19 protein-coding genes and 2 rRNA genes are annotated in these 20,536 nt (G+C 52.3%); 12 read left to right on the top strand and 9 right to left on the bottom strand.

The features are described 5' to 3' along the window. The 3 genes from OGY71_RS06595 to OGY71_RS06605 form a co-directional block, all read left to right on the top strand. Window positions 1-1,375: ribosomal RNA gene (locus tag OGY71_RS06595) — 23S ribosomal RNA — on the top strand; the annotation flags it as partial. Window positions 1,376-1,471: 96 nt separating this feature from the next. Then, window positions 1,472-1,587: ribosomal RNA gene (rrf, locus tag OGY71_RS06600) — 5S ribosomal RNA — on the top strand. Between the two features lie 389 nt (window positions 1,588-1,976). Then, window positions 1,977-3,275, top strand: a complete 1,299-nt coding sequence (locus tag OGY71_RS06605) for an MFS transporter (RefSeq protein WP_048225111.1) — start codon at window positions 1,977-1,979, stop codon at window positions 3,273-3,275. On the opposite strand, the gene OGY71_RS06610 is transcribed toward OGY71_RS06605, so the two are convergent. From OGY71_RS06610 to trxC, 5 genes are all read right to left on the bottom strand, one after another. After that, entirely contained in the window at window positions 3,272-3,607 is a 336-nt protein-coding gene (locus tag OGY71_RS06610; RefSeq protein ID WP_502873159.1) for a YfiM family lipoprotein, read from the bottom strand. The genes OGY71_RS06605 and OGY71_RS06610 overlap by 4 nt on opposite strands. Before the next feature lie 32 nt (window positions 3,608-3,639). Further along, complete coding sequence (pssA, locus tag OGY71_RS06615; RefSeq protein WP_003835350.1) at window positions 3,640-4,995, bottom strand: CDP-diacylglycerol--serine O-phosphatidyltransferase; 1,356 nt, start codon at window positions 4,993-4,995, stop codon at window positions 3,640-3,642. Between the two features lie 114 nt (window positions 4,996-5,109). Further along, window positions 5,110-7,770, bottom strand: coding sequence for a bifunctional acetate--CoA ligase family protein/GNAT family N-acetyltransferase (locus OGY71_RS06625; protein ID WP_003835349.1), 2,661 nt, complete (start codon window positions 7,768-7,770; stop codon window positions 5,110-5,112). 36 nt (window positions 7,771-7,806) lie between these two features. Then, on the bottom strand, window positions 7,807-8,505 hold the full coding sequence (tapT, locus tag OGY71_RS06630) for a tRNA-uridine aminocarboxypropyltransferase (protein ID WP_003835347.1): 699 nt from the start codon (window positions 8,503-8,505) through the stop codon (window positions 7,807-7,809). A gap of 69 nt (window positions 8,506-8,574) precedes the next feature. Further along, complete coding sequence (trxC, locus tag OGY71_RS06635) at window positions 8,575-8,994, bottom strand: thioredoxin TrxC (RefSeq protein WP_003835346.1); 420 nt, start codon at window positions 8,992-8,994, stop codon at window positions 8,575-8,577. A gap of 207 nt (window positions 8,995-9,201) precedes the next feature. Here trxC and OGY71_RS06640 point away from each other — a divergent pair, with 207 nt between their 5' ends. Continuing rightward, complete coding sequence (locus OGY71_RS06640; protein ID WP_063941917.1) at window positions 9,202-10,281, top strand: tRNA/rRNA methyltransferase; 1,080 nt, start codon at window positions 9,202-9,204, stop codon at window positions 10,279-10,281. A 32-nt stretch (window positions 10,282-10,313) separates the two neighbouring features. Here the strand turns inward: OGY71_RS06640 and ung are convergent, their stop codons facing one another. Then, window positions 10,314-11,003: a uracil-DNA glycosylase gene (ung, locus tag OGY71_RS06645; protein WP_218667239.1), complete on the bottom strand. Its 690-nt coding sequence runs from the start codon at window positions 11,001-11,003 to the stop codon at window positions 10,314-10,316. Between the two features lie 317 nt (window positions 11,004-11,320). Between ung and grcA the strand changes: the two genes are divergently transcribed. Then, window positions 11,321-11,704, top strand: coding sequence for an autonomous glycyl radical cofactor GrcA (grcA, locus tag OGY71_RS06650; RefSeq protein WP_003037563.1), 384 nt, complete (start codon window positions 11,321-11,323; stop codon window positions 11,702-11,704). 79 nt (window positions 11,705-11,783) lie between these two features. Here grcA and eamB read toward each other — a convergent pair whose 3' ends face one another. After that, window positions 11,784-12,371, bottom strand: a complete 588-nt coding sequence (gene eamB, locus OGY71_RS06655) for a cysteine/O-acetylserine transporter (RefSeq protein WP_003835342.1) — start codon at window positions 12,369-12,371, stop codon at window positions 11,784-11,786. 102 nt (window positions 12,372-12,473) lie between these two features. Here eamB and OGY71_RS06660 point away from each other — a divergent pair, with 102 nt between their 5' ends. Further along, window positions 12,474-13,370 carry a LysR family transcriptional regulator gene (locus tag OGY71_RS06660; protein WP_191222593.1) on the top strand — a complete coding sequence of 299 codons (897 nt, stop codon included), beginning with the start codon at window positions 12,474-12,476 and terminating at the stop codon, window positions 13,368-13,370. Window positions 13,371-13,387: 17 nt separating this feature from the next. Here OGY71_RS06660 and srmB read toward each other — a convergent pair whose 3' ends face one another. Beyond that, window positions 13,388-14,716, bottom strand: coding sequence for an ATP-dependent RNA helicase SrmB (gene srmB / locus OGY71_RS06665; RefSeq protein ID WP_003835340.1), 1,329 nt, complete (start codon window positions 14,714-14,716; stop codon window positions 13,388-13,390). 130 nt (window positions 14,717-14,846) lie between these two features. Between srmB and trmN the strand changes: the two genes are divergently transcribed. Continuing rightward, a complete protein-coding gene (gene trmN, locus OGY71_RS06670; protein WP_125112748.1) occupies window positions 14,847-15,584 on the top strand; it encodes a tRNA(1)(Val) (adenine(37)-N(6))-methyltransferase TrmN in 738 nt (245 codons plus the stop codon). Here the strand turns inward: trmN and nadB are convergent. Continuing rightward, window positions 15,569-17,191: an L-aspartate oxidase gene (nadB, locus tag OGY71_RS06675; RefSeq protein WP_286613012.1), complete on the bottom strand. Its 1,623-nt coding sequence runs from the start codon at window positions 17,189-17,191 to the stop codon at window positions 15,569-15,571. The genes trmN and nadB overlap by 16 nt on opposite strands. A gap of 263 nt (window positions 17,192-17,454) precedes the next feature. On the opposite strand from nadB, the gene rseD reads away from it, so the two are divergent. From rseD to rseC, 5 genes are read left to right on the top strand one after another with little or no spacing between them, the layout of a single operon-like run. Next, window positions 17,455-17,619, top strand: a complete 165-nt coding sequence (gene rseD, locus OGY71_RS06680; protein ID WP_122973798.1) for a rpoE leader peptide RseD — start codon at window positions 17,455-17,457, stop codon at window positions 17,617-17,619. Continuing rightward, entirely contained in the window at window positions 17,616-18,191 is a 576-nt protein-coding gene (rpoE, locus tag OGY71_RS06685; RefSeq protein ID WP_003037573.1) for an RNA polymerase sigma factor RpoE, read from the top strand. The genes rseD and rpoE overlap by 4 nt, the downstream gene beginning before the upstream one ends. A gap of 31 nt (window positions 18,192-18,222) precedes the next feature. Beyond that, a complete protein-coding gene (rseA, locus tag OGY71_RS06690; RefSeq protein ID WP_008785497.1) occupies window positions 18,223-18,873 on the top strand; it encodes an anti-sigma-E factor RseA in 651 nt (216 codons plus the stop codon). After that, the gene (rseB, locus tag OGY71_RS06695; protein ID WP_003835334.1) at window positions 18,873-19,829 is read left to right on the top strand and encodes a sigma-E factor regulatory protein RseB; all 957 of its coding nucleotides are present in this window, start codon (window positions 18,873-18,875) and stop codon (window positions 19,827-19,829) included. The genes rseA and rseB overlap by 1 nt, the downstream gene beginning before the upstream one ends. Beyond that, window positions 19,826-20,290, top strand: coding sequence for a SoxR-reducing system protein RseC (gene rseC / locus OGY71_RS06700; protein ID WP_003835332.1), 465 nt, complete (start codon window positions 19,826-19,828; stop codon window positions 20,288-20,290). The genes rseB and rseC overlap by 4 nt, the downstream gene beginning before the upstream one ends. Window positions 20,291-20,536: the final 246 nt, after the last annotated feature.

A 20,536-nucleotide genomic window follows, 5' to 3' on the forward strand; every position in this document is an offset into this window, starting at 1 on the left:
ACTACGGTGCTGAAGTAACAAATGCCCTGCTTCCAGGAAAAGCCTCTAAGCATCAGGTAACACGAAATCGTACCCCAAACCGACACAGGTGGTCAGGTAGAGAATACCAAGGCGCTTGAGAGAACTCGGGTGAAGGAACTAGGCAAAATGGTGCCGTAACTTCGGGAGAAGGCACGCTGATATGTAGGTGAAGTGGTTTACCCATGGAGCTGAAATCAGTCGAAGATACCAGCTGGCTGCAACTGTTTATTAAAAACACAGCACTGTGCAAACACGAAAGTGGACGTATACGGTGTGACGCCTGCCCGGTGCCGGAAGGTTAATTGATGGGGTTATCCGTAAGGAGAAGCTCTTGATCGAAGCCCCGGTAAACGGCGGCCGTAACTATAACGGTCCTAAGGTAGCGAAATTCCTTGTCGGGTAAGTTCCGACCTGCACGAATGGCGTAATGATGGCCAGGCTGTCTCCACCCGAGACTCAGTGAAATTGAACTCGCTGTGAAGATGCAGTGTACCCGCGGCAAGACGGAAAGACCCCGTGAACCTTTACTATAGCTTGACACTGAACACTGGTCCTTGATGTGTAGGATAGGTGGGAGGCTTTGAAGTGTGGACGCCAGTCTGCATGGAGCCATCCTTGAAATACCACCCTTTAATGGCTGGTGTTCTAACGTAGACCCGTGATCCGGGTTGCGGACAGTGTCTGGTGGGTAGTTTGACTGGGGCGGTCTCCTCCTAAAGAGTAACGGAGGAGCACGAAGGTTAGCTAATCCTGGTCGGACATCAGGAGGTTAGTGCAAAGGCATAAGCTAGCTTGACTGCGAGAGTGACGGCTCGAGCAGGTGCGAAAGCAGGTCTTAGTGATCCGGTGGTTCTGAATGGAAGGGCCATCGCTCAACGGATAAAAGGTACTCCGGGGATAACAGGCTGATACCGCCCAAGAGTTCATATCGACGGCGGTGTTTGGCACCTCGATGTCGGCTCATCACATCCTGGGGCTGAAGTAGGTCCCAAGGGTATGGCTGTTCGCCATTTAAAGTGGTACGCGAGCTGGGTTTAGAACGTCGTGAGACAGTTCGGTCCCTATCTGCCGTGGGCGCTGGAGAATTGAGGGGGGCTGCTCCTAGTACGAGAGGACCGGAGTGGACGCATCACTGGTGTTCGGGTTGTCATGCCAATGGCATTGCCCGGTAGCTAAATGCGGAAGAGATAAGTGCTGAAAGCATCTAAGCACGAAACTTGCCCCGAGATGAGTTCTCCCTGACTCCTTGAGAGTCCTGAAGGAACGTTAAAGACGATGACGTTGATAGGTCGGGTGTGTAAGTGTAGCGATACATTGAGCTAACCGATACTAATGAACCGTGAGGCTTAACCTTACAACGCCGAAGATGTTTTGGCGAAAGACAGAGACAATATTCAGCCTGATTACAGATTAGATTGACATGCAAAAGCGTGTTGATAAACAGAATTTGCCTGGCGGCTGTAGCGCGGTGGTCCCACCTGACCCCATGCCGAACTCAGAAGTGAAACGCCGTAGCGCCGATGGTAGTGTGGGGTCTCCCCATGCGAGAGTAGGGAACTGCCAGGCATTAATTAAAGTGAAGAAGCCCATCCTGCCGGATGGGCTTTTTTGCGTCTGTGCGGGATGAAAACCGCCGGATGCGGCGTGCCGCCTTATCCGGCCTGCAGGGGCTGGGCTGAATGTATTTTGTAGGCCTGATAAGCGCAGCGTATCAGGCAACGCGGCGGTACATTGCCGGATTCGACGTAACAGCCTTAATCGACCAACAAAAGCACACTGTCTCGATCTACTACACGGATCTCTCCCTCGACCATATCTGAATCCTTTCTCTGCTAATTAAAATCGTGATCTTTACCGCACAATAAGATATAACAATTATATAACATTCTATTCACTAAAAAACACACAACCATCATTGATAAATTCACGCGATCGTTGGCAGGGGTACAATTCTAATGGCTGATAGTAGTGTAACTGAGAACGGGGCGCTGTCAGACGGCGATACCCGTCGTCGTATATGGGCGATTGTCGGAGCATCATCAGGAAATCTGGTCGAATGGTTTGATTTCTATATCTACTCTTTCTGCTCTCTCTATTTCGCTCATATCTTTTTTCCCTCCGGAAACACCACCACACAACTCTTACAAACCGCCGGCGTTTTTGCCGCTGGCTTCTTGATGCGACCAATTGGAGGCTGGCTGTTTGGCCGTATCGCAGATAAGCACGGGCGTAAAAAGTCCATGTTGCTGTCCGTTTGCATGATGTGCATGGGATCGTTGGTGATCGCTTGTCTACCGGGATATGAAACTATCGGTACCTGGGCGCCTGCGCTATTACTGCTGGCCAGGCTATTCCAGGGGTTATCTGTCGGTGGTGAATACGGAACCAGCGCGACCTATATGAGTGAAGTCGCCGTTGAAGGTAAGAAAGGTTTTTATGCTTCATTCCAGTACGTAACGTTAATCGGCGGACAGTTACTGGCATTGCTGGTTGTGGTCATATTACAGCACACGTTAGAAGACTCAGCGCTCAGAGAATGGGGTTGGCGTATTCCATTTGCGTTGGGCGCCGTGCTGGCTATTGTTGCGCTATGGCTGCGTCGCCAACTGGATGAAACCTCGAAACAGGACGTTCGTGCGCTGAAAGAAGCGGGCTCTCTGAAAGGTCTGTGGCGTAATCGCAAAGCTTTTGTCATGGTGCTTGGTTTTACCGCCGCGGGATCATTGTGTTTTTATACGTTCACAACCTATATGCAGAAGTACCTGGTTAACACAGCCGGTATGCATGCCAACGTAGCCAGCGGGATTATGACGGCGGCACTGTGTGTGTTCATGCTGGTACAACCGCTGTTCGGCGCCTTGTCTGATAAAATTGGCCGACGTACTTCAATGCTGTGTTTTGGCGCGTTGGCCGCGATTTTCACTGTTCCCATTCTGACAGCATTGCAAAGCGTAACATCCCCGTATATGGCGTTTGCTCTGGTGATGTGTGCTCTGTTAATCGTCAGTTTCTATACGTCAATTAGCGGTATTCTGAAGGCCGAAATGTTCCCGGCGCAGGTGCGCGCTCTGGGGGTCGGCTTATCTTATGCGGTGGCCAATGCGTTGTTTGGCGGTTCAGCCGAATATGTCGCGTTGTCCCTGAAGTCTGTCGGTATGGAAACGACATTCTTCTGGTACGTCACTGCGCTGGCAGTCGTTGCGTTTTTAGTATCGCTAATGCTGCATGGGAAAGGGAAAGGTCTGCGCCTCTAGTAATGTGCCAGTTGCCAGACCGCATAGCCGGTAGATGCGCCTGCAACATCCCAGGCGAAGTCCTTCCAGCTCCTGCCGCTCCCAGCGGGACGGCTGTCCCACAGCTCTTTTGACGCACCCAGGCTGACTGAGAACATCAGGCCGATAGCCGCACTGCGATCGCGGCTGTTGCCCTGATGTTGGGCATATTCATTGCCGGCTGCGGCAAGCATGGCGGAGGCGATGAAGTGTTGAGCTTTGTCTTGCCCGCTCCACTGGTCGTTAGCCATATGGCTGCAGCCCGAAATGGCAAGGATACTGGTAAGAATGAACAGGCGCACCGTTGCCTCCATATGAAAAACCCCGTCACTGGACGGGGTCTTGATTACAGAATACGGCTAATTAATCTGTCGATACGAATACGGCGTAGTCGACGGATGAGCTTACGCACTTTGACTGGATAGTCAGCAATGCTTTGCAGGTCGCGATAGTGCTTAACGACGGTAGTATGCGTACGGATAAGCTCCAGCTCTTTATCGCGCTGAGGGGTGAGCTCTTGCTTAGGATCGTGAATAAGGATGGCGTTTTCCAGATCCAGACGCCAGGCGCGAGGGTTAAGGTTGTTGCCGGTGAGCAGCATCCATTTATCATCAACCCACATACCTTTCAGATGATAGGTGTTGTCATCATCTTTCCATAGGCGTACGACCAGCTGGTCGGTATTCACGTAATACTGCAATCTGCTCAAGAAACGGCGCAGATTGATTTCATACAGATAAGGCAGCGCACCGATGATCTTGAATGGCTCATCTTCCGGGATGAAAAAGTCGTTGGCGGTTTTATCACCGACAATGATTTCAACCTTTTTCCCTTCACGCAGCAGTTGAATGATATTGCGCACCAGTATGGCGGGAAGGTTGAAATAAGGGGTACAGATTGTAAGCTTGTGCTCCGCGCAGGGCATAAGATGGAAAATGGTCTTATTTAACAGACTGGATTTCCCAAGGCCCACCAGAGGCGTAACCGAAAGCTGTTCGTTATCAGCATCACCCTGAAAATGGAATGACGCATCGCGCAGTTCCTGACGGTACAGGCGGATGTCGTTTTTAATTTCTGGGCTTTTAGGGCGGTTGATATCATCAAGACGGTTAACGCCGCGACCGTTCATCAGGTTTTGCGTCACCCAATCGAACATGATATCGGCCATTTGCGCGTTGCGAATCAACTGATAACGGTCATAGCGATATTTATCATGCTGATGCAGGTAAACATCGTTCAGACTGGCCCCGCTGTACAGGACGCTGTCATCAATGATAAAGCCTTTGAAATGCAGGACGCCAAGCGCTTCACGGGTGTTAATCGGGACACCGTAGACAGGAATATCTATACCAGGGTTTTCTTGCGCCATTCGGCAATACCAATCAGCATTGGTATTGGATGCCGCAGCACCAATACGACCGCGCTGGGCTCGGTGCCAGTCGACAAGCACCCGGACATCCAGCTCAGGACGCTGCCGTTTTGCCGCATAGAGAGCGTCAAGTATGCCTTTACCACCGTCATCCTGTTCCAGGTACAGCGCAATAATGCAGATCCGTCGCGTCGCGCTGGCTATTTTTTCCAGCAGAGTCTCCCTGAAATTAGCGGGAGCATAAAAGAAATCTACATCATCAACTGACTGAGAAATCTTGGGTAGTTGGGCAAGGTGTTGTTGATGTTTATTACGCTTAAATTTTGACAACATCACAGTGCATTTCTTCTCTGTTCATTGAAGGGTCCTCTGTGCTATGCAGACGACATAAGCGGGCAATGATACCACCAGTACCCATTAATGTGGTCAACATTTCCAGTACCTTACTCACGATTCCTCACATTGGGCCAGATTAAGCGTTAGCCCAACAATTCCCTCTTCGAGCTGGACGTCAACAACAAACCCGAGTTTTCGGGCCAGGGCGACCATCCCACGATTGTTCGGCATCGTAATACCATTCAAACGTATAAGTCCGTGATCTCGAGTATAGGCAATTAATTTTTCCATCAATCGGCGACCCAGTCCAAGCCCTTTGAGATCGGAACGAACCAGTACGGCAAACTCAGCGTCTACGTTATCAGGATCCGAGATCGCTCGCGTTACGCCGAGGATCTCTTCGTGATTATCTTTACAACGCACCGCAACAAAGGCCATTTCCCGATCGTAGTCGATCTGCGTCATATTGGCTAAATCTTCGTGGGTAAATTCGTTGATCTCACTGAAATAGCGATAATAAAGATCTTCTTTTGTCACCTGAGAAATGAACTGCTGAAGATGAGGTTCATCCTCCGGCAAAATGGGGCGGAACAGACAGCGCTCGCCGTTCTTCAACTCCACCCACTCTTCAAGCTGATGAGGGTAGGGACGTACAGCCAGTCTGCTTTCGTTATCGCCCGTGAAAGGGGCAATATCCAGCGTAACGTCCAGCGCGGTAAATTCTCCGGCCGAGGCCAGCAGCGGATGAATATCCAGACGCTGAATTTCCGGACAGTCGACGATCAGGTTGGAGACCTGCACCAGAAGCTGGCTCAACCCGGCGATATCCAATGGGCGCAGTGCACTGCGCGCGCGGATCTTTTTATTTTTGATCCCCTGGATCACCAGATAACGCGCCAGATTCATGTTCAATGGCGGCAATGCCACCACGGCTTGATCTTCCGGTCGCCACTCAACACCACCTTCACCCAGCATAATCAACGGGCCAAATACCGGGTCGTGTTCAACGACGACGCGAAGTTCCTGAGCACCAGCGCGATTCGCCATACTTTGTACTAATAAACCGTGAATGCGTGCCTGCGGCCAGGCCATTTTTACCCGATCGAAAATTGCATTGGCAGCCTGCTGCACTTCTGTTGCTGTACGCAGGTAGAGCATTACCCCTTGAACTTCCGACTTATGCGGGATATCAGGAGAACGCAGCTTGAGCGCCACCGGGTAGCCGATTTGCTCCGCGATGTGTACCGCTTCCGCGCTGTCGCTGGCGATCCACGTTGGCAGCGTGTGTAAGCCATAAGCCTGTAAAATCGGCTGCACTTCGTGGGTATCAAGCGATGTGGCTCCTTCAGCAATCGCCCGCTGTAACAGATTATGCGCTTCGGCGGTGTTGGAGGTCAGGCTGTCAGGCAGCGCAGGCGTTTCTCGTAGCTGCTTCTGGTTTCGCCGATACTCCACCATATGCATAAATGCGGTGATGGTACCTTCCGGCGTGCGGTAGGTGGGCAGTCCGGCTTCACTAAACAGTCTGCGGGCTTCCTGAGAGGAAAACTCTCCGCACCAGTTGGTCAGTAACGAGACGAATTTTCCTCGGGGGTGATGCTTTACCGCTTCAATCAATGCCTGTGCGCTTTCGGTTCCGGGAGCGGCTGCGCTGGGGGAATGAATCACCATCAACGCGTCGAAATCCTGGCTGGCAAGCAAAATATCCAGCGTCTTAACGTAGTGTTCGCTGCTGGCGTCATCACGCAGATCCAGCGGGTTGGCGATATCAACATGTTCAGGCAAGGCATCGCGTAATTTCTGGCAGGTGTCTTCACTCAACGTCGCCAACTTGCCATTTTTTGACCACAGTTCATCTAATGCCAGTGCGGCAGGCGCGGCCCCATTGCTGATGATCATCAGCCTGTCGCCACGCAGCGGGCGCATGTGGCTCAGGGTTTCGACCGCCGAGAACAGCTCGTGGGTGTCTTGTACGCGTAGTAAACCGGCGCGCTGAATAGCGGCGTCCCACGCGGGGTCCATCCCGGCGCTGGTATGCAGTAAACGCTGCGCCGCTGGACTACGGCCGCTCTTAATCACCAGAATAGGTTTATTGCGCGAGGCGCTGCGGGCGGCGGAAACAAAGCGTCGGGCATCACTTAAATGCTCGAGATACAGCAATATCGCGCTGGTTTTGCTGTCGCGCGCCAGGTAATCCAGCAGCTCATCAACGTCAATATCCAGGCTATCACCCAGCGCGATAAAGTAAGAAAAGCCCATTTCTCTCTGCTGTGCCCAGTCGAGAATGGTGTTGGATACGGCGGCGGATTGAGAGATAAAAGCCAGCTTGCCGCGCTTAATCGGAACGGGGGAAAAGCTGGCGTTAAGTCCTTGCCAGGGCGCGAGAAGTCCCAGGCTGTTGGGGCCCAGCAAACGTATGTTGTAGCGTGATGCGCAGGCCAGTAGCTCTGCGTGCTGCGCCGCGGGAGCTGAGAGAATAATGCAGGTTTTACAGCCTTTCTCGCCAAGCGCTTCGAGTAACGCCAGGTTACGGCTGGCATTGGTGCACAACACAGCGAGATCCGGGCTAAAAGGCAGGCTGTTGATATTGGGCCACGCCAGTACGCCCAATACCGCTTTCCATGCGGGCGTCACCGGTAAAACAGGTCCATTGAAACCGCCGGCAAGCAGGTTACGCATCATCAGGTAACCCGCGCGATTAGGCTTCATTGACGCCCCAATCACCGCAATGGATTTCGGTCGCAGTAGTGCTTCCAGGCCACGCTGACTCATATCGGCTTCCTTAATGACACCAGTGACCGAATGATTTTAAACGTTTTCTGATGAATCTGCTGTGACGCTTCCCTGATGTTGAGTTTTTCCTGCCAGGTAGCGGGTTTTAAAGCGAGTGAAATGATCGCTTAACCCTTCAGCGGCTTGCGTATCTCCCGCCAGATCCAACAAGGCGATGGCCACTTCGGCAGTGCAATATTGCCCTTCAGCGTGAACGCCACGCAGGTGGTAAGCAGAAAGGCGTGATAAATCAACGGAGATCACCGGCAGGTTATCGAGGTACGGGCTTTTGCGGAACATTTTACGCGCCTCAGGCCAGGTGCCGTCGAGCATGATAAACAATGGGGGCTTACCGGCTGGTGGCGTGAAAATCACTTCACGCTCTTCACCAGCATAGGAGGCCGGGAATACAACCATCGGCTGGTAATCCGGATTTTTCACCAGTTCCAGCAGCGCCTGCGGCGGCTCGGTGCGTGACCACTGAAAAGCCGTGGTATCGGGCAGAATATCAGCAATCAAACGCCCCGTGTTGCTGGGCTTCATCGGCTCGGTATCAAACATCACCAGACAAAAGCGACTTTTTGCCTCAGAGGGTGCCAGCGTTGCGCACAAGCAGAGTTTCTGTGGCAGCAGGCAGCGCTGACATCGGCGAACGCGATTACCTCGGGCAAGGAAAGGACGCGTGGCGCGCGCGAGGCGCTCAGCGCGTAACTGAAGAACAGCGTTATCGGTCATGGGTAAACACGTTGAAAAACGCTATTGTCGCAGAGGTGAAAACGGGGCACAAGATGCGTCCCGTAGAGATTATAATGATTCGTTAAGCCAGCTATCAAACGGGGCTTTTGGTACAGCGCCGTTAAGCATGTCGACGATTTCCCCTTTTTTGAAAATCATAATGGTCGGAATGCTGCGGATACCGAAACGGGCGCTGAGTTCTCGCTCGGCTTCCGTATTCACTTTAACAAAACGCACTTTACCGCTACGCTCTTCCGCGACATCTTCAAAAATCGGGGCGAAGTTACGACATGGACCACACCAGGGGGCCCAAAAGTCAACGACCACCGGGAGATCGTCTTTTAACAGTTTATCCAGTGTCTCACCGGTCGCATTGATCACCTCCCCATCAAACAGGTCGTGACCACAGCGTCCGCATTTAGCCGCTTCCTGGACACGATTGTCAGGGATGCGGTTGATAGCCTGGCAGCTGGTACAAACGGTATTCATAACTAACCTCTGGATGAGTGGAGTGGACTTCACGGCAGGAACGCCAGTATGTTTCTATTATGTTACATATTATCGGGGAGTCTGTTCTAAACAACAATGCGTTTTATTCAATGAGTACAATAGTCCTTAGCTTTTAAATGAAATAATGGCTAACGACGTGCACATCGGGTAATCTGCGCGCTTCGCGCAGAGCAGGTGGAGAAAAACATGAGCGACGAACTGAAGAACAAAAACGGCAAGGTCAAAGTGATGTACGTCCGCAGTGACGATGACTCGGATAAACGCACCCAAAATCCACGTACTGGCAAAGGCGGTGGTCGCCCCGGTACTTCCCGAGCCGAAGGCGGTCGTCGCCCTGCCCGTGATGACCGAAAGGGTCCGAACAGCGAACGCGGTCGTGAACGTGGTCGTGACCGCGATGTAGAACGTGACCGCAGACGTGAAGATTCACCGTGGCGTACCGTGTCCCGCGCACCGAATGATGACGCAGCGGATAAAGCCGATCACGGCGGTATTAGCGGTAAGAGCTTTATCGATCCTGAAGTATTACGCCGTCAGCGCGCGGAAGAAACCCGCGTTTACGGTGAGAATGCCTGCCAGGCTCTGTTCCAGAGTCGCCCGGACGCCATCGTTCGCGCCTGGTTTGTTCAGAGCGTAACCCCGCGCTTTAAAGAAGCATTACGCTGGATGGCGGCAAACCGCAAAGCCTATCACGTGGTTGACGAAGCCGAGCTGGCGAAAGCCTCTGGCACCGAACACCATGGCGGCGTTTGTTTCCTGATCAAAAAACGTAACGGTACTACCGTTAAGCAATGGGTCGGTCAGGCAGGGGCGCAGGATTGCGTGCTGGCACTGGAAGATATCGCTAACCCCCATAACCTGGGCGGCATGATGCGTAGCTGCGCGCACTTCGGTGTGAAAGGCGTAGTGGTTCAGGATGCGGCGCTGCTGGAATCAGGTGCGGCCATCCGTACCGCTGAAGGCGGAGCTGAGCACGTTCAGCCGATTACCGGCGACAGCATTGTTGATGTGCTGGACGACTTCCGCCAGGCGGGTTACACGGTTGTGATGACCTCAAGCGGGAAAGGCAAACCGCTGTTTACTACCACGCTGCCGGAAAAAATGGTGCTGGTATTAGGGCGTGAGCGTGAAGCTCTGCCAGAAGCAGCATGCTCAGCCGACGATCTGTGCGTTGCAATTGACGGCACTGGCAAGGTAGAAACGCTCAACGTTTCTGTGGCAACAGGCGTGCTGCTCGCGGAGTGGTGGCGTCAGAACAAAGCCTGATAATAAAATGCCAGCGAATCGCTGGCATTTTTTTACTCGCTTTCTGCGGGTAATATCGGCATCCAGTCAATTGGCTTTTCACCTCGTTGTTCCAGCCATTCATTCGCCAGTACAAAGTGATTGCAGCCAAAGAAACCGCGATGCGCAGAGAGCGGTGATGGGTGGGGCGCTTTCAACACATGGTGACGCTGCGTATCAATAATCGCGCCTTTCTTCTGCGCGTGAGAACCCCAGAGCAGGAAAACCACGCCTTCCCGATGTTGGTTAATCAGACTGATGACTTTATCGGTAAATGTTTCCCACCCAAGGCTGGCGTGAGAATGTGCCTGACCGGCGCGGACGGTGAGTACGGTGTTGAGTAACAGTACCCCCTGACGTGCCCAGCTTTCCAGATATCCGTGTGTTGGGCGCGTGAAACCTGGAATCGTTGCCTCCAGCTCTTTGTACATGTTCAGCAATGAGGGTGGAGTGGCAATGCCGGGGCGGACAGAGAACGCGAGACCGTGTGCCTGGCCTGGACCGTGGTAAGGATCCTGACCCAGGATGACAACTTTCACGTCACCAAGCTCGGTAAAGCGAAAAGCGTTAAACACATCTTTTTGCGGCGGATAAATTGTCATTCCTGACTGACGCTCGCCGGCAACAGTATGCAGTGTGTTAACAAAATAAGGCTGCTGTTTCTCTTCAGCCAGCACATCGTGCCAGGTTAATTCGGTGGCCATCTCGCTCTCCTGCGAATTTTCAATCCCCCTAGCTTAACTGCTTCTTTCGGCGTCGCAAAATTCTGTACGTTTCTCAATGGTCTACTCCTTAAAGATAGTTGAAAATTTATGTAAAAAGTTTAGCTGCGCATATGGCGTAAGTTGATGTAAAACAATAAAATCCACCTATCACCACTTTTCATGTGTGGTTTTTGTTGATTTAAATCAAAGATTCAAGGGTGTGTGAGGGGTATATATACATTCAAGCAACAATGGTTTTACCAATTGGCCGGATGACGGCCAACCGAGATCAAATAATTTTGCCGGGGAGGCATCAAATGATTACAGGTATCCAGATTACTAAAGCTGCAAACGACGACCTGCTGAACTCTTTCTGGCTGCTGGACAGCGAAAAAGGCGAAGCACGCTGCATCGTTGCGAAAGCAGGTTTCAATGCTGATGAAGTCGTTGCAGTCAGCAAACTGGGCGAAATCGAATACCGTGAAGTACCGGTAGACGTACAGCCGGAAGTCCGCGTGGAAGGTGGTCAGCACCTGAACGTGAACGTTCTGCGTCGCGAAACGCTGGAAGATGCAGTTAAGCATCCGGAAAAATATCCGCAGCTGACCATCCGTGTTTCTGGTTATGCAGTGCGTTTCAACTCTCTGACCCCAGAACAGCAGCGCGACGTTATTGCTCGTACCTTTACTGAGAGCCTGTAAGGCTCACGGGGAATAACCCCGTTTAGCAGAGAATCAAAAAGCGGAAGATGCCAGTGCGTCTTCCGCTTTTTTGCATCTGTTAGTAAAAGATCCTCACCGCGCAATACACCAACAACAGCGCCAGAATGATATTCAACTGTCGACCGTAACGGCGAAAAACGCGCTGAAAAAGATGGCCCGCCAGCGCCCAGCAGGCATTCCCGAAGGTGCCTATCAGCGCTAACAGAATACTCACCCCAATCAGCCAGTGGGCGTCCTGAGTGTACGGTAATACAAACGTGGATAACGCGGTAATGCCGTACAAAATGATTTTCACGTTAACAAACTGCAAGCCAAAACTTGCCCAGAAGCTAATCGGCTCTGACTGCAATCTATCGTTCGAGGTCGGGCTGGTAGCGATCTTCAGCGCCAGCCACAGGATATAAGCGGCTCCAGCCCAACTAAGCCAGTGGATGATGGCTGGATCCATGACCGCCAGTGAAAATGAAATCCCGGCGCACATCATCATGACGATTAAAAAGCCCAGACTCATTCCGGCCAGTACGTGTGTACTCTGACGAAAACCGTGTGACGTCGCGGCACTGAGCGCAAGGATGTTGTTTGGTCCGGGGGTTAGCGCGGTAATCAATGTATAGGTCCAGAATGCACTTAAAAGCATGGGGGTCACTTGTTATCTCCTCTGTTTTGATAGACAGTACCCGAGGCAAAACATTAAAAAAAATGAATGTTTTTGCATTCTGAATTCGATATTTTCGATGGGTTGGTGCGGATGGATTTACGTCGGTTTATTACGCTAAAAACGGTGGTGGAAGAGGGCTCATTTCTGCGGGCATCACAAAAACTGTGCTGTACGCAATCAACGGTTACCTTTCATATTCAACAGCTTGAGCAAGAGCTTTCGGTGCAGTTGTTTGAAAAAATTGGTCGCCGGATGTGTCTCACCAGTGAGGGAAAACGGCTGATGCCGCATATCCATGACCTGACGCGCGTGATGGCATCGATTCGACAGTCGACACATCAGGATGCGCAGCCGAGCGGCGATCTACGTGTCGCAACAGGCGAAACGCTGCTGGCGTATAAAATGCCGCAGGTTTTACAGCGATTTAAACAACGTGCGCCTCATGTGCGGTTGTCTTTACAGTCGCTCAATTGTTATGTCATTCGCGATGCGTTGCTCAGTGATGATGTTGATCTGGGGGTGTTTTATCGGGTGGGTAATGACGATGCCCTGGAGTTGATACCGCTTGGCGATCAGTCACTGGCATTAGTTGCTTCGCCACTGCTTCAGCACGTTGATTTTACTCAGCATAACCAGCACATTCCCTGCAGTTTTATCATTAATGAGCCGCAATGTATTTTCAGACAACGCTTCGAGGGGCTACTGCGTAAACGACAGATTACGCTGGAAAATACCATTGAGTTATGGAGCATTGAAAGCATTAAGCAGTGCGTATCGGCAAATCTTGGGATCAGCTTTTTGCCGCATTTTGCCGTCGAGAAGGAGTTACGTTCAGGGGAGTTGATTGAATTACCGTTCAGTGAACAACCTGAGTTAATTACGGCATTGTGTGGTTATCATGCCGGAAAAGTCGTTAGCCCGGCGATGCGGGTGTTTCTTGAGTGTATTGAAGAGAGTTTTGCATCACGTGAAAAAATGCCGGGCTAAATGGCCCGGCATTTGGTTTACTCTTTGTCGGACTGCTGGGTAGCAGCTCCGCTCGGCTTACGACGTTTGCCGATATTTTTGGCGTCACGGTGACGTTTTTTCACCCGCGGCTTCTCTTTCTCTTTCGCCTTTTTCTCAGCGCGCTTCGCCAGCACTTTCTTGGATGGCTTACCGTTAGATTTCTCACTTGGCGCGCGCGTGGTTGGACGCAGTTCGTCAATGACGCGAGCTTTCAGCGGTTCGTCAATATAGCGGCTCGCTTTGCCGAGCAGCAGGTGGTCGTGCGCTTCAACCAAAGAGATCGCAGTGCCTTTACGGCCAGCACGACCGGTACGGCCAATACGGTGCAGATAGGCATCGCCACTGCGCGGCATGTCGAAGTTAAACACGTGGCTGACGTCCGGAATATCGATCCCGCGAGCGGCGACGTCGGTTGCTACCAGCACGTTCACGCGGCCATCGGTCAGGCGTTTGATCGCTTCGTTACGTTTGTTCTGCACCATCTCGCCTTCGAGATAGCAGTTATTAATGCCAGCCTGGCGCAGCCAGCCTGCCAGTTCGTGCACACGCTCGCGTTTGCGTACGAAAACAATTGAGCGGGTCGCCTCTGGCTGTTTTAACAGGTGGATCAGCATGGCAGTTTTGTGCTCGATGTCATCGGCACGGTAGTAAAACTGATGGATCTTCTTGCGTTCACGGGTGGACGGATCCGCTGAGACTTCGACCGGGTCTTCCAACAGACGCTCGGCAAAATCCTTAATCGCATCGCCTTCCAGCGTGGCGGAAAACAGCATGGTTTGCTTACGCCAGCGTGTTTCACCGGCGATATGCTCGATGTCCTGGGCAAAGCCCATGTCCAGCATACGGTCTGCTTCATCGAGAATTAGCGTTTCAACCGCATGGCAGTCGAAGTTTTCTTCTTTAATGTATTGCAGCAGACGACCCGTGGTGGCGACCACGATGTCCTGGTTTTCGCTAAAGACTTCCATGTGGTTCATGTAAGCCACGCCGCCGGTAATCGTAGCGATATCCAGATGCGTATTCTTCGCCAGCTCACGAGCGTGTTCGGCAACCTGCATCGCCAGTTCGCGCGTTGGTGTCAGGATTAAAATGCGCGGCGGACCAGATTTCTTGCGCGGGAAGTCGAGCAGGTGCTGCAACGCTGGCAGCAAATATGCCGCCGTTTTACCGGTGCCTGTCGGCGCAGAACCGAGTACATCACGGCCATCGAGCGCAGGCGGAATGGCGGCAGCCTGAATGGCGGTCGGGCGAGTGAAACCTTTTTCCTGGAGGGCATCCAGAAGGCTTTCATCGAGTTCAAGTTCGGAAAAAGTCGTTACAGTCATGTTCTACCTCTGAGTGGGGCGCTGATTATAGACGTTACGGCTGCAATCTTCATCTGTTTGTATGGATATACCTTCTCAGGTATTGTTTTTATCCTATGTTATCGTTTTTTTTCCAGGAAGGTTGTTCTTCATGCCCCAGTCTACATCCGTACTGAGACGTAATGGATTTACTTTTAAGCAGTTTTTTGTGGCACACGATCGCTGTGCAATGAAAGTCGGAACAGACGGCATTTTATTGGGAGCCTGGGCCCCCGTTGCGGGCGTAAAAAGGATCCTGGATATTGGTACCGGGAGCGGCCTGTTGGCGCTGATGCTGGCCCAGCGCACTGATGAAAACGTCATCATTGACGCCGTGGAGCTTGATGTCGACGCCGCGCAGCAGGCGCAGGAGAACATCGCACAATCTCCGTGGATGCATCGCGTGAGTGTTCATACAGAAGATGCGCAACAGTGGGTACCGCGTCAGACCGTGCGTTTTGATTTGATAATCAGCAATCCTCCCTATTATGAACAGGGCGTGGAATGCGCTACACCGCAGCGTGAGCAAGCGCGTTATACCACCTCGCTCGATCACCAGGCGTTGCTTACGCTGGCGGCGGACAGCATTACGGAAGAAGGATTTTTTTGTGTAGTGCTGCCGGAACAGATTGGGAACGCGTTTACCCAGCAGGCATTAAGTATGGGCTGGCATCTGCGATTACGTACGGATGTAGCAGAAACGGAAGCCCGGCTACCGCATCGGGTGTTGCTGGCATTCTCCCCGCAGGCCGGGGAGTGCTTTAGCGACAGGCTGGTGATTCGTGGGCCAGACCAACGTTACTCTGAAGGTTATACGGCGCTGACCCAGGCGTTTTACCTGTTTATGTGATGACTTAGCGGCGAGAGAATAGACGGGCCCGACTCAGGAAGCTGTTCTGGGTAATCCAGCGTGTAGTGCAGGCCCCGACTCTCTTTGCGCATCATTGCGCAGCGGACAATCAGCTCCGCAACTTGCACCAGGTTACGCAGTTCCAGCAAATTGTTCGACACGCGGAAATGGGCGTAATACTCGTCGATTTCCTGTTGCAGCATGGTGATACGGCGCAGAGCGCGCTCCAGGCGCTTGGTCGTACGCACAATACCGACGTAATCCCACATAAACAGCCGCAGCTCATGCCAGTTATGCTGGATAACAACCAACTCATCCGGATTTTCTACCCGGCTTTCATCCCAGCCCGGGAGCGTGCTAACGCCGCGAGCATAAGGCATGCGCCTGTCGATATCTTCAGCCGCGGACCAGCCATAAACCAGACACTCCAGCAATGAGTTCGATGCCATCCGGTTGGCGCCATGCAGGCCGGTGTAACTCACTTCGCCGATCGCATACAGCCCGTCGACATCGGTACGGCCAAAGTCATCCACCATCACACCGCCGCAGGTATAGTGCGCGGCAGGCACGATGGGAACCGGCTCTTTGGTTAAATCAATGCCCAGTCCCAGCAACTTTTCATAAATCATCGGGAAATGCTGACGAACAAATTCTTCCGGCTTATGGCTGATATCGAGGAACATGCAATCTGCACCAAGGCGCTTCATTTCATGATCAATGGCGCGGGCGACAATATCGCGGGGAGCCAGTTCGCCACGTTCGTCAAAATCGGGCATAAAGCGTGAACCGTCCGGGCGCTTCAGGTGCGCGCCTTCGCCGCGCAGCGCTTCGGTCAGCAGAAAATTGCGTGCCTGCGGATGATACAGCGCAGTCGGGTGAAACTGGTTAAACTCCAGGTTGGCGACGCGGCATCCTGCGCGCCAGGCCATTGCAATCCCGTCACCCGAGGAAATATCCGGATTGGTAGTGTATTGATACACCTTTGATGCGCCGCCGGTGGCCAACACTACCGACTTCGCATGGCAGGTTTCGACGGCTTCTTTATTACGATTCCAGATCCATGCGCCGACAACCCGACGCGTTCCCGGCAGACCGATTTTATCGGAGACAATCAGGTCGACGGCGTTGCTACGCTCAAGAACCCGGATATTGGGGTGATTTTGTGCCTGGCTGACGAGGGTGGTTTCGACTTCTTTGCCGGTAGCATCCGCAGCGTGCAGGATGCGTCGATGGCTGTGACCGCCTTCACGGGTCAGGTGATAGCTCTCTTCGCCGCTAGGCTGAACCTGTGTATCGAATAAGACGCCCTGATCGATAAGCCATTGAACGCAGGTGCGGGCATTGCTGGCGACAAATTCAACCGCATGGCGATCGCACAGCCCGGCCCCGGCAATCAGCGTATCTTCAACGTGGGAGTCGATACTGTCGGTTTCATCGAAAACCGCGGCAATACCCCCCTGGGCATAAAATGTCGAGCCTTCGCTGACCGGCCCTTTGCTCAGGACAATAACCTGATGTTTTTCAGCCAGGCGCAGCGCCAGTGAGAGTCCGGCAGCCCCGCTGCCAATGATCAGCACGTCACAGGATAATTCAGGAGTCGTATTCATGATGTTTGTTTAATTTACTAAACAGTGTTTGGTCACCATAGCACCACATTGCGCGATACTGCACGTTTTATTTTTAAATGTGTTGCAATGACTAAACATGAAAGAAAAGCATGACGAGGACGAAATAGGCAAAAATATTTTGTGAAGCAGGCCGTTAGCATCAGATTATGTGATGAAATAAAGTGCCCGTTGGGTTACTCTGCAAGCGGTGAAATGGGCATTTCTGTACAGATAGTGCGTTGATCGGGTTATGTAGACTTATAATGAGAGATAAGACCTGTCTACAACATGACAAACAAAAAACAATGCGTAACGGAACTTTACGAAACTTGAGCACTCTAAGCATTTGCTTGCTCATAGTGAAGCTGATGGAGTGGCGTTTCGAAAGCGCGTGGAAATTTGGTTTGGGGAGACTTTACCTCGGATGAGCGAGCAGTTAACGGACCAGGTCCTGGTAGAACGGGTCCAGAAGGGAGATCAGAAAGCCTTTAACCTACTGGTAGTGCGCTATCAGCATAAGGTGGCGAGTCTGGTTTCTCGCTATGTACCGTCGGGTGATGTACCCGATGTAGTACAAGAAGCATTTATCAAAGCCTATCGTGCGCTGGACTCGTTCCGGGGAGATAGTGCTTTTTATACCTGGCTGTATCGTATTGCAGTCAATACAGCGAAGAATTACCTGGTCGCTCAGGGGCGTCGTCCACCTTCCAGTGACATTGATGCGATTGAAGCAGAAAATTACGAAAGTGGCGGTGCGCTGAAAGAAATTTCGAACCCTGAGAACTTAATGTTGTCAGAAGAGCTGAGACAGATAGTTTTCCGAACTATTGAGTCCCTCCCGGAAGATTTACGCATGGCAATAACCTTGCGGGAGCTGGATGGCCTGAGCTATGAAGAGATAGCCGCTATCATGGATTGTCCGGTAGGTACGGTGCGTTCACGTATCTTCCGAGCGAGGGAAGCTATTGATAATAAAGTTCAACCGCTTATCAGGCGTTGACGATAGCGGGATACTGGAAAAGGTATTAGGCATGCAGAAAGAGAAACTTTCCGCTTTAATGGATGGCGAAACGCTGGATACTGAGTTACTCAAAGAGCTAACTCACGACCCGGAAATGCAAAAAACCTGGGAGAGTTATCACCTGATTCGCGATTCCATGCGAGGTGATACCGCCGACGTTCTCCATTTCGATATTTCCGCCCGCGTAATGGCCGCCATCCAGGATGAGCCAGTACGTCAGACGGCGCCATTGATTCCTGAGGCCCAGCCAGCACCGCACCAGTGGCAGAAAATGCCATTCTGGAAGAAAATGCGTCCGTGGGCCGCGCAGCTTACCCAAATGGGTGTGGCCGCGTGCGTATCACTTGCAGTTATCGTTGGCGTCCAGCACTATAATGGGCAATCTGAAACGTCCCAGCAGCCCGAAACGCCGGTGTTTAATACATTACCGATGATGGGTAAAGCCAGTCCGGTTAGCTTGGGTGTACCTTCTGACGCGACGGCCAGCGGCGGTCAACAACAGCAGGTACAGGAGCAGCGTCGTCGTATTAATGCCATGTTGCAGGATTACGAATTGCAACGTCGACTGCACTCTGAACAGCTTCAGTTTGAGCAGGCGCAAACACAGCAAGCCGCTGTTCAGGTGCCAGGAATTCAAACTTTAGGAACGCAATCGCAGTAATGAAGCAACTTTGGTTTGCCATGTCACTTGTGGCTGGTAGCCTGTTCTTCTCTGTAAACGCCTCGGCCAATCCTGCGTCCGGGGCGTTGTTGCAGCAGATGAATCTGGCCAGCCAGTCGCTAACCTATGAGCTGTCATTTGTCAGCATCAATAAGCAGGGTGTTGAATCCCTACGTTATCGTCATGCCCGCCAGGATAACCGTCCACTCGCGCAACTATTACAAATGGATGGACCACGCCGGGAAGTGGTGCAACGCGGCAACGAAATTAGCTATTTTGAGCCTGGCCTCGAACCGTTTACGCTGAATGGCGATTATATCGTTGACTCTCTGCCATCCCTGATTTACACCGATTTCAAACGCCTTGCTCCCTACTATGATTTTATCTCAGTAGGCCGCACCCGTATTGCCGATCGCCTCTGTGAAGTGATCCGCGTTGTGGCGCGTGACGGCACCCGTTACAGCTATATCGTTTGGATGGACACGGAGACCAAACTGCCGATGCGTGTCGATCTCCTCGATCGTGATGGCGAAACGCTGGAACAGTTCCGTGTGATCTCCTTTACCGTGAATAACGGTGTTAGCGACAGCATGCAGACACTAGCAAAAGCGAATTTACCACCGTTGCTGTCTGTTCCTGCGGGCGAGAAAACCAACTTCAACTGGAGTCCGTCGTGGTTGCCACAAGGTTTCAGTGAGGTCTCAAGCAGTCGACGTCCGCTGCCGACGATGGATAACATGCCGATTGAATCACGCCTTTATTCTGATGGCCTGTTTAGTTTCTCCGTGAACGTAAACCGTGCGACGCAGAACAGTGCCGATCAACTGCTGCGTACTGGCCGCAGAACGGTCAGCACCAGCGTGCGTGATAACGCGGAGATTACGATTGTGGGCGAGCTTCCACCGCAAACGGCGAAGCGTATCGCGGACAATATCAAGTTCAGGGCAGCACAATGATTAAAGAGTGGGCGACGGTCGTCTCCTGGCAAAATGGTCTGGCGACGGTCAGCTGCGATGTTAAAGCATCATGTAGCAGCTGTGCTTCCCGGGCCGGATGCGGGAGCCGCGTGCTGAACAAACTGGGGCCACAGACCACACACACCATCGTGGTGCCCTGCGACGAACCCTTGACCCCTGGTCAAAAAGTTGAACTGGGCATTGCCGAAGGTAGCCTGCTGGGATCGGCGATGCTGGTCTACATGTCTCCGTTGGCAGGACTGTTTCTTTTAGCGGCGCTGTTCCAGGTGCTGTTTGGTTCCGATCTTGCCGCATTAAGCGGCGCAGTGCTGGGGGGCGTGGGCGGATTCCTGATTGCTCGTGGATACTCTCGTAAGCTTGCTGAACGCGAAGCCTGGCAGCCGGTCATTCTGAACGTTGCTCTCCCACCCGATCTTATTCGCGTCGAAACCCAGCAGTGATATCTTTGCCTGATGGCGTTGCGCTTATCAGGCCTACAGCGTGCTCAGATGCAAGCGTAGGCCGGATAAGGCGTTTATGACGCCATCCGGCAAAAGTTTCACCGACTTTGCAAGGTTGTTTCCAGTTCCCGCTATCCTTGCTCTATGAACGTTTCCTCGCCTCAGCGTTGTAGTGTAGAATGCGGCGTTTCACTTAAACAGACGTTAAGCTCAGATCAGCGACTTCTCAGAGCCTGCTCCGGCGGG

The organism is Citrobacter sp. Cpo109 (assembly GCF_030332565.1).
GTDB lineage: Bacteria > Pseudomonadota > Gammaproteobacteria > Enterobacterales > Enterobacteriaceae > Citrobacter > Citrobacter portucalensis.

Excerpts from the sequence above, each read along its gene's own strand:
- OGY71_RS06605 (WP_048225111.1), top strand. The coding sequence starts at position 1,977 with ATGGCTGATAGTAGTGTAACTGAGAACGGGGCGCTGTCAGACGGCGAT.
- OGY71_RS06610 (WP_502873159.1), bottom strand. The coding sequence starts at position 3,607 with ATGGAGGCAACGGTGCGCCTGTTCATTCTTACCAGTATCCTTGCCATT.
- pssA (WP_003835350.1), bottom strand. The coding sequence starts at position 4,995 with ATGTTGTCAAAATTTAAGCGTAATAAACATCAACAACACCTTGCCCAA.
- OGY71_RS06625 (WP_003835349.1), bottom strand. The coding sequence starts at position 7,770 with ATGAGTCAGCGTGGCCTGGAAGCACTACTGCGACCGAAATCCATTGCG.
- tapT (WP_003835347.1), bottom strand. The coding sequence starts at position 8,505 with ATGACCGATAACGCTGTTCTTCAGTTACGCGCTGAGCGCCTCGCGCGC.
- trxC (WP_003835346.1), bottom strand. The coding sequence starts at position 8,994 with ATGAATACCGTTTGTACCAGCTGCCAGGCTATCAACCGCATCCCTGAC.
- OGY71_RS06640 (WP_063941917.1), top strand. The coding sequence starts at position 9,202 with ATGAGCGACGAACTGAAGAACAAAAACGGCAAGGTCAAAGTGATGTAC.
- ung (WP_218667239.1), bottom strand. The coding sequence starts at position 11,003 with ATGGCCACCGAATTAACCTGGCACGATGTGCTGGCTGAAGAGAAACAG.
- grcA (WP_003037563.1), top strand. The coding sequence starts at position 11,321 with ATGATTACAGGTATCCAGATTACTAAAGCTGCAAACGACGACCTGCTG.
- OGY71_RS06660 (WP_191222593.1), top strand. The coding sequence starts at position 12,474 with ATGGATTTACGTCGGTTTATTACGCTAAAAACGGTGGTGGAAGAGGGC.
- srmB (WP_003835340.1), bottom strand. The coding sequence starts at position 14,716 with ATGACTGTAACGACTTTTTCCGAACTTGAACTCGATGAAAGCCTTCTG.
- trmN (WP_125112748.1), top strand. The coding sequence starts at position 14,847 with ATGCCCCAGTCTACATCCGTACTGAGACGTAATGGATTTACTTTTAAG.
- nadB (WP_286613012.1), bottom strand. The coding sequence starts at position 17,191 with ATGAATACGACTCCTGAATTATCCTGTGACGTGCTGATCATTGGCAGC.
- rseD (WP_122973798.1), top strand. The coding sequence starts at position 17,455 with ATGAGAGATAAGACCTGTCTACAACATGACAAACAAAAAACAATGCGT.
- rpoE (WP_003037573.1), top strand. The coding sequence starts at position 17,616 with ATGAGCGAGCAGTTAACGGACCAGGTCCTGGTAGAACGGGTCCAGAAG.
- rseA (WP_008785497.1), top strand. The coding sequence starts at position 18,223 with ATGCAGAAAGAGAAACTTTCCGCTTTAATGGATGGCGAAACGCTGGAT.
- rseB (WP_003835334.1), top strand. The coding sequence starts at position 18,873 with ATGAAGCAACTTTGGTTTGCCATGTCACTTGTGGCTGGTAGCCTGTTC.
- rseC (WP_003835332.1), top strand. The coding sequence starts at position 19,826 with ATGATTAAAGAGTGGGCGACGGTCGTCTCCTGGCAAAATGGTCTGGCG.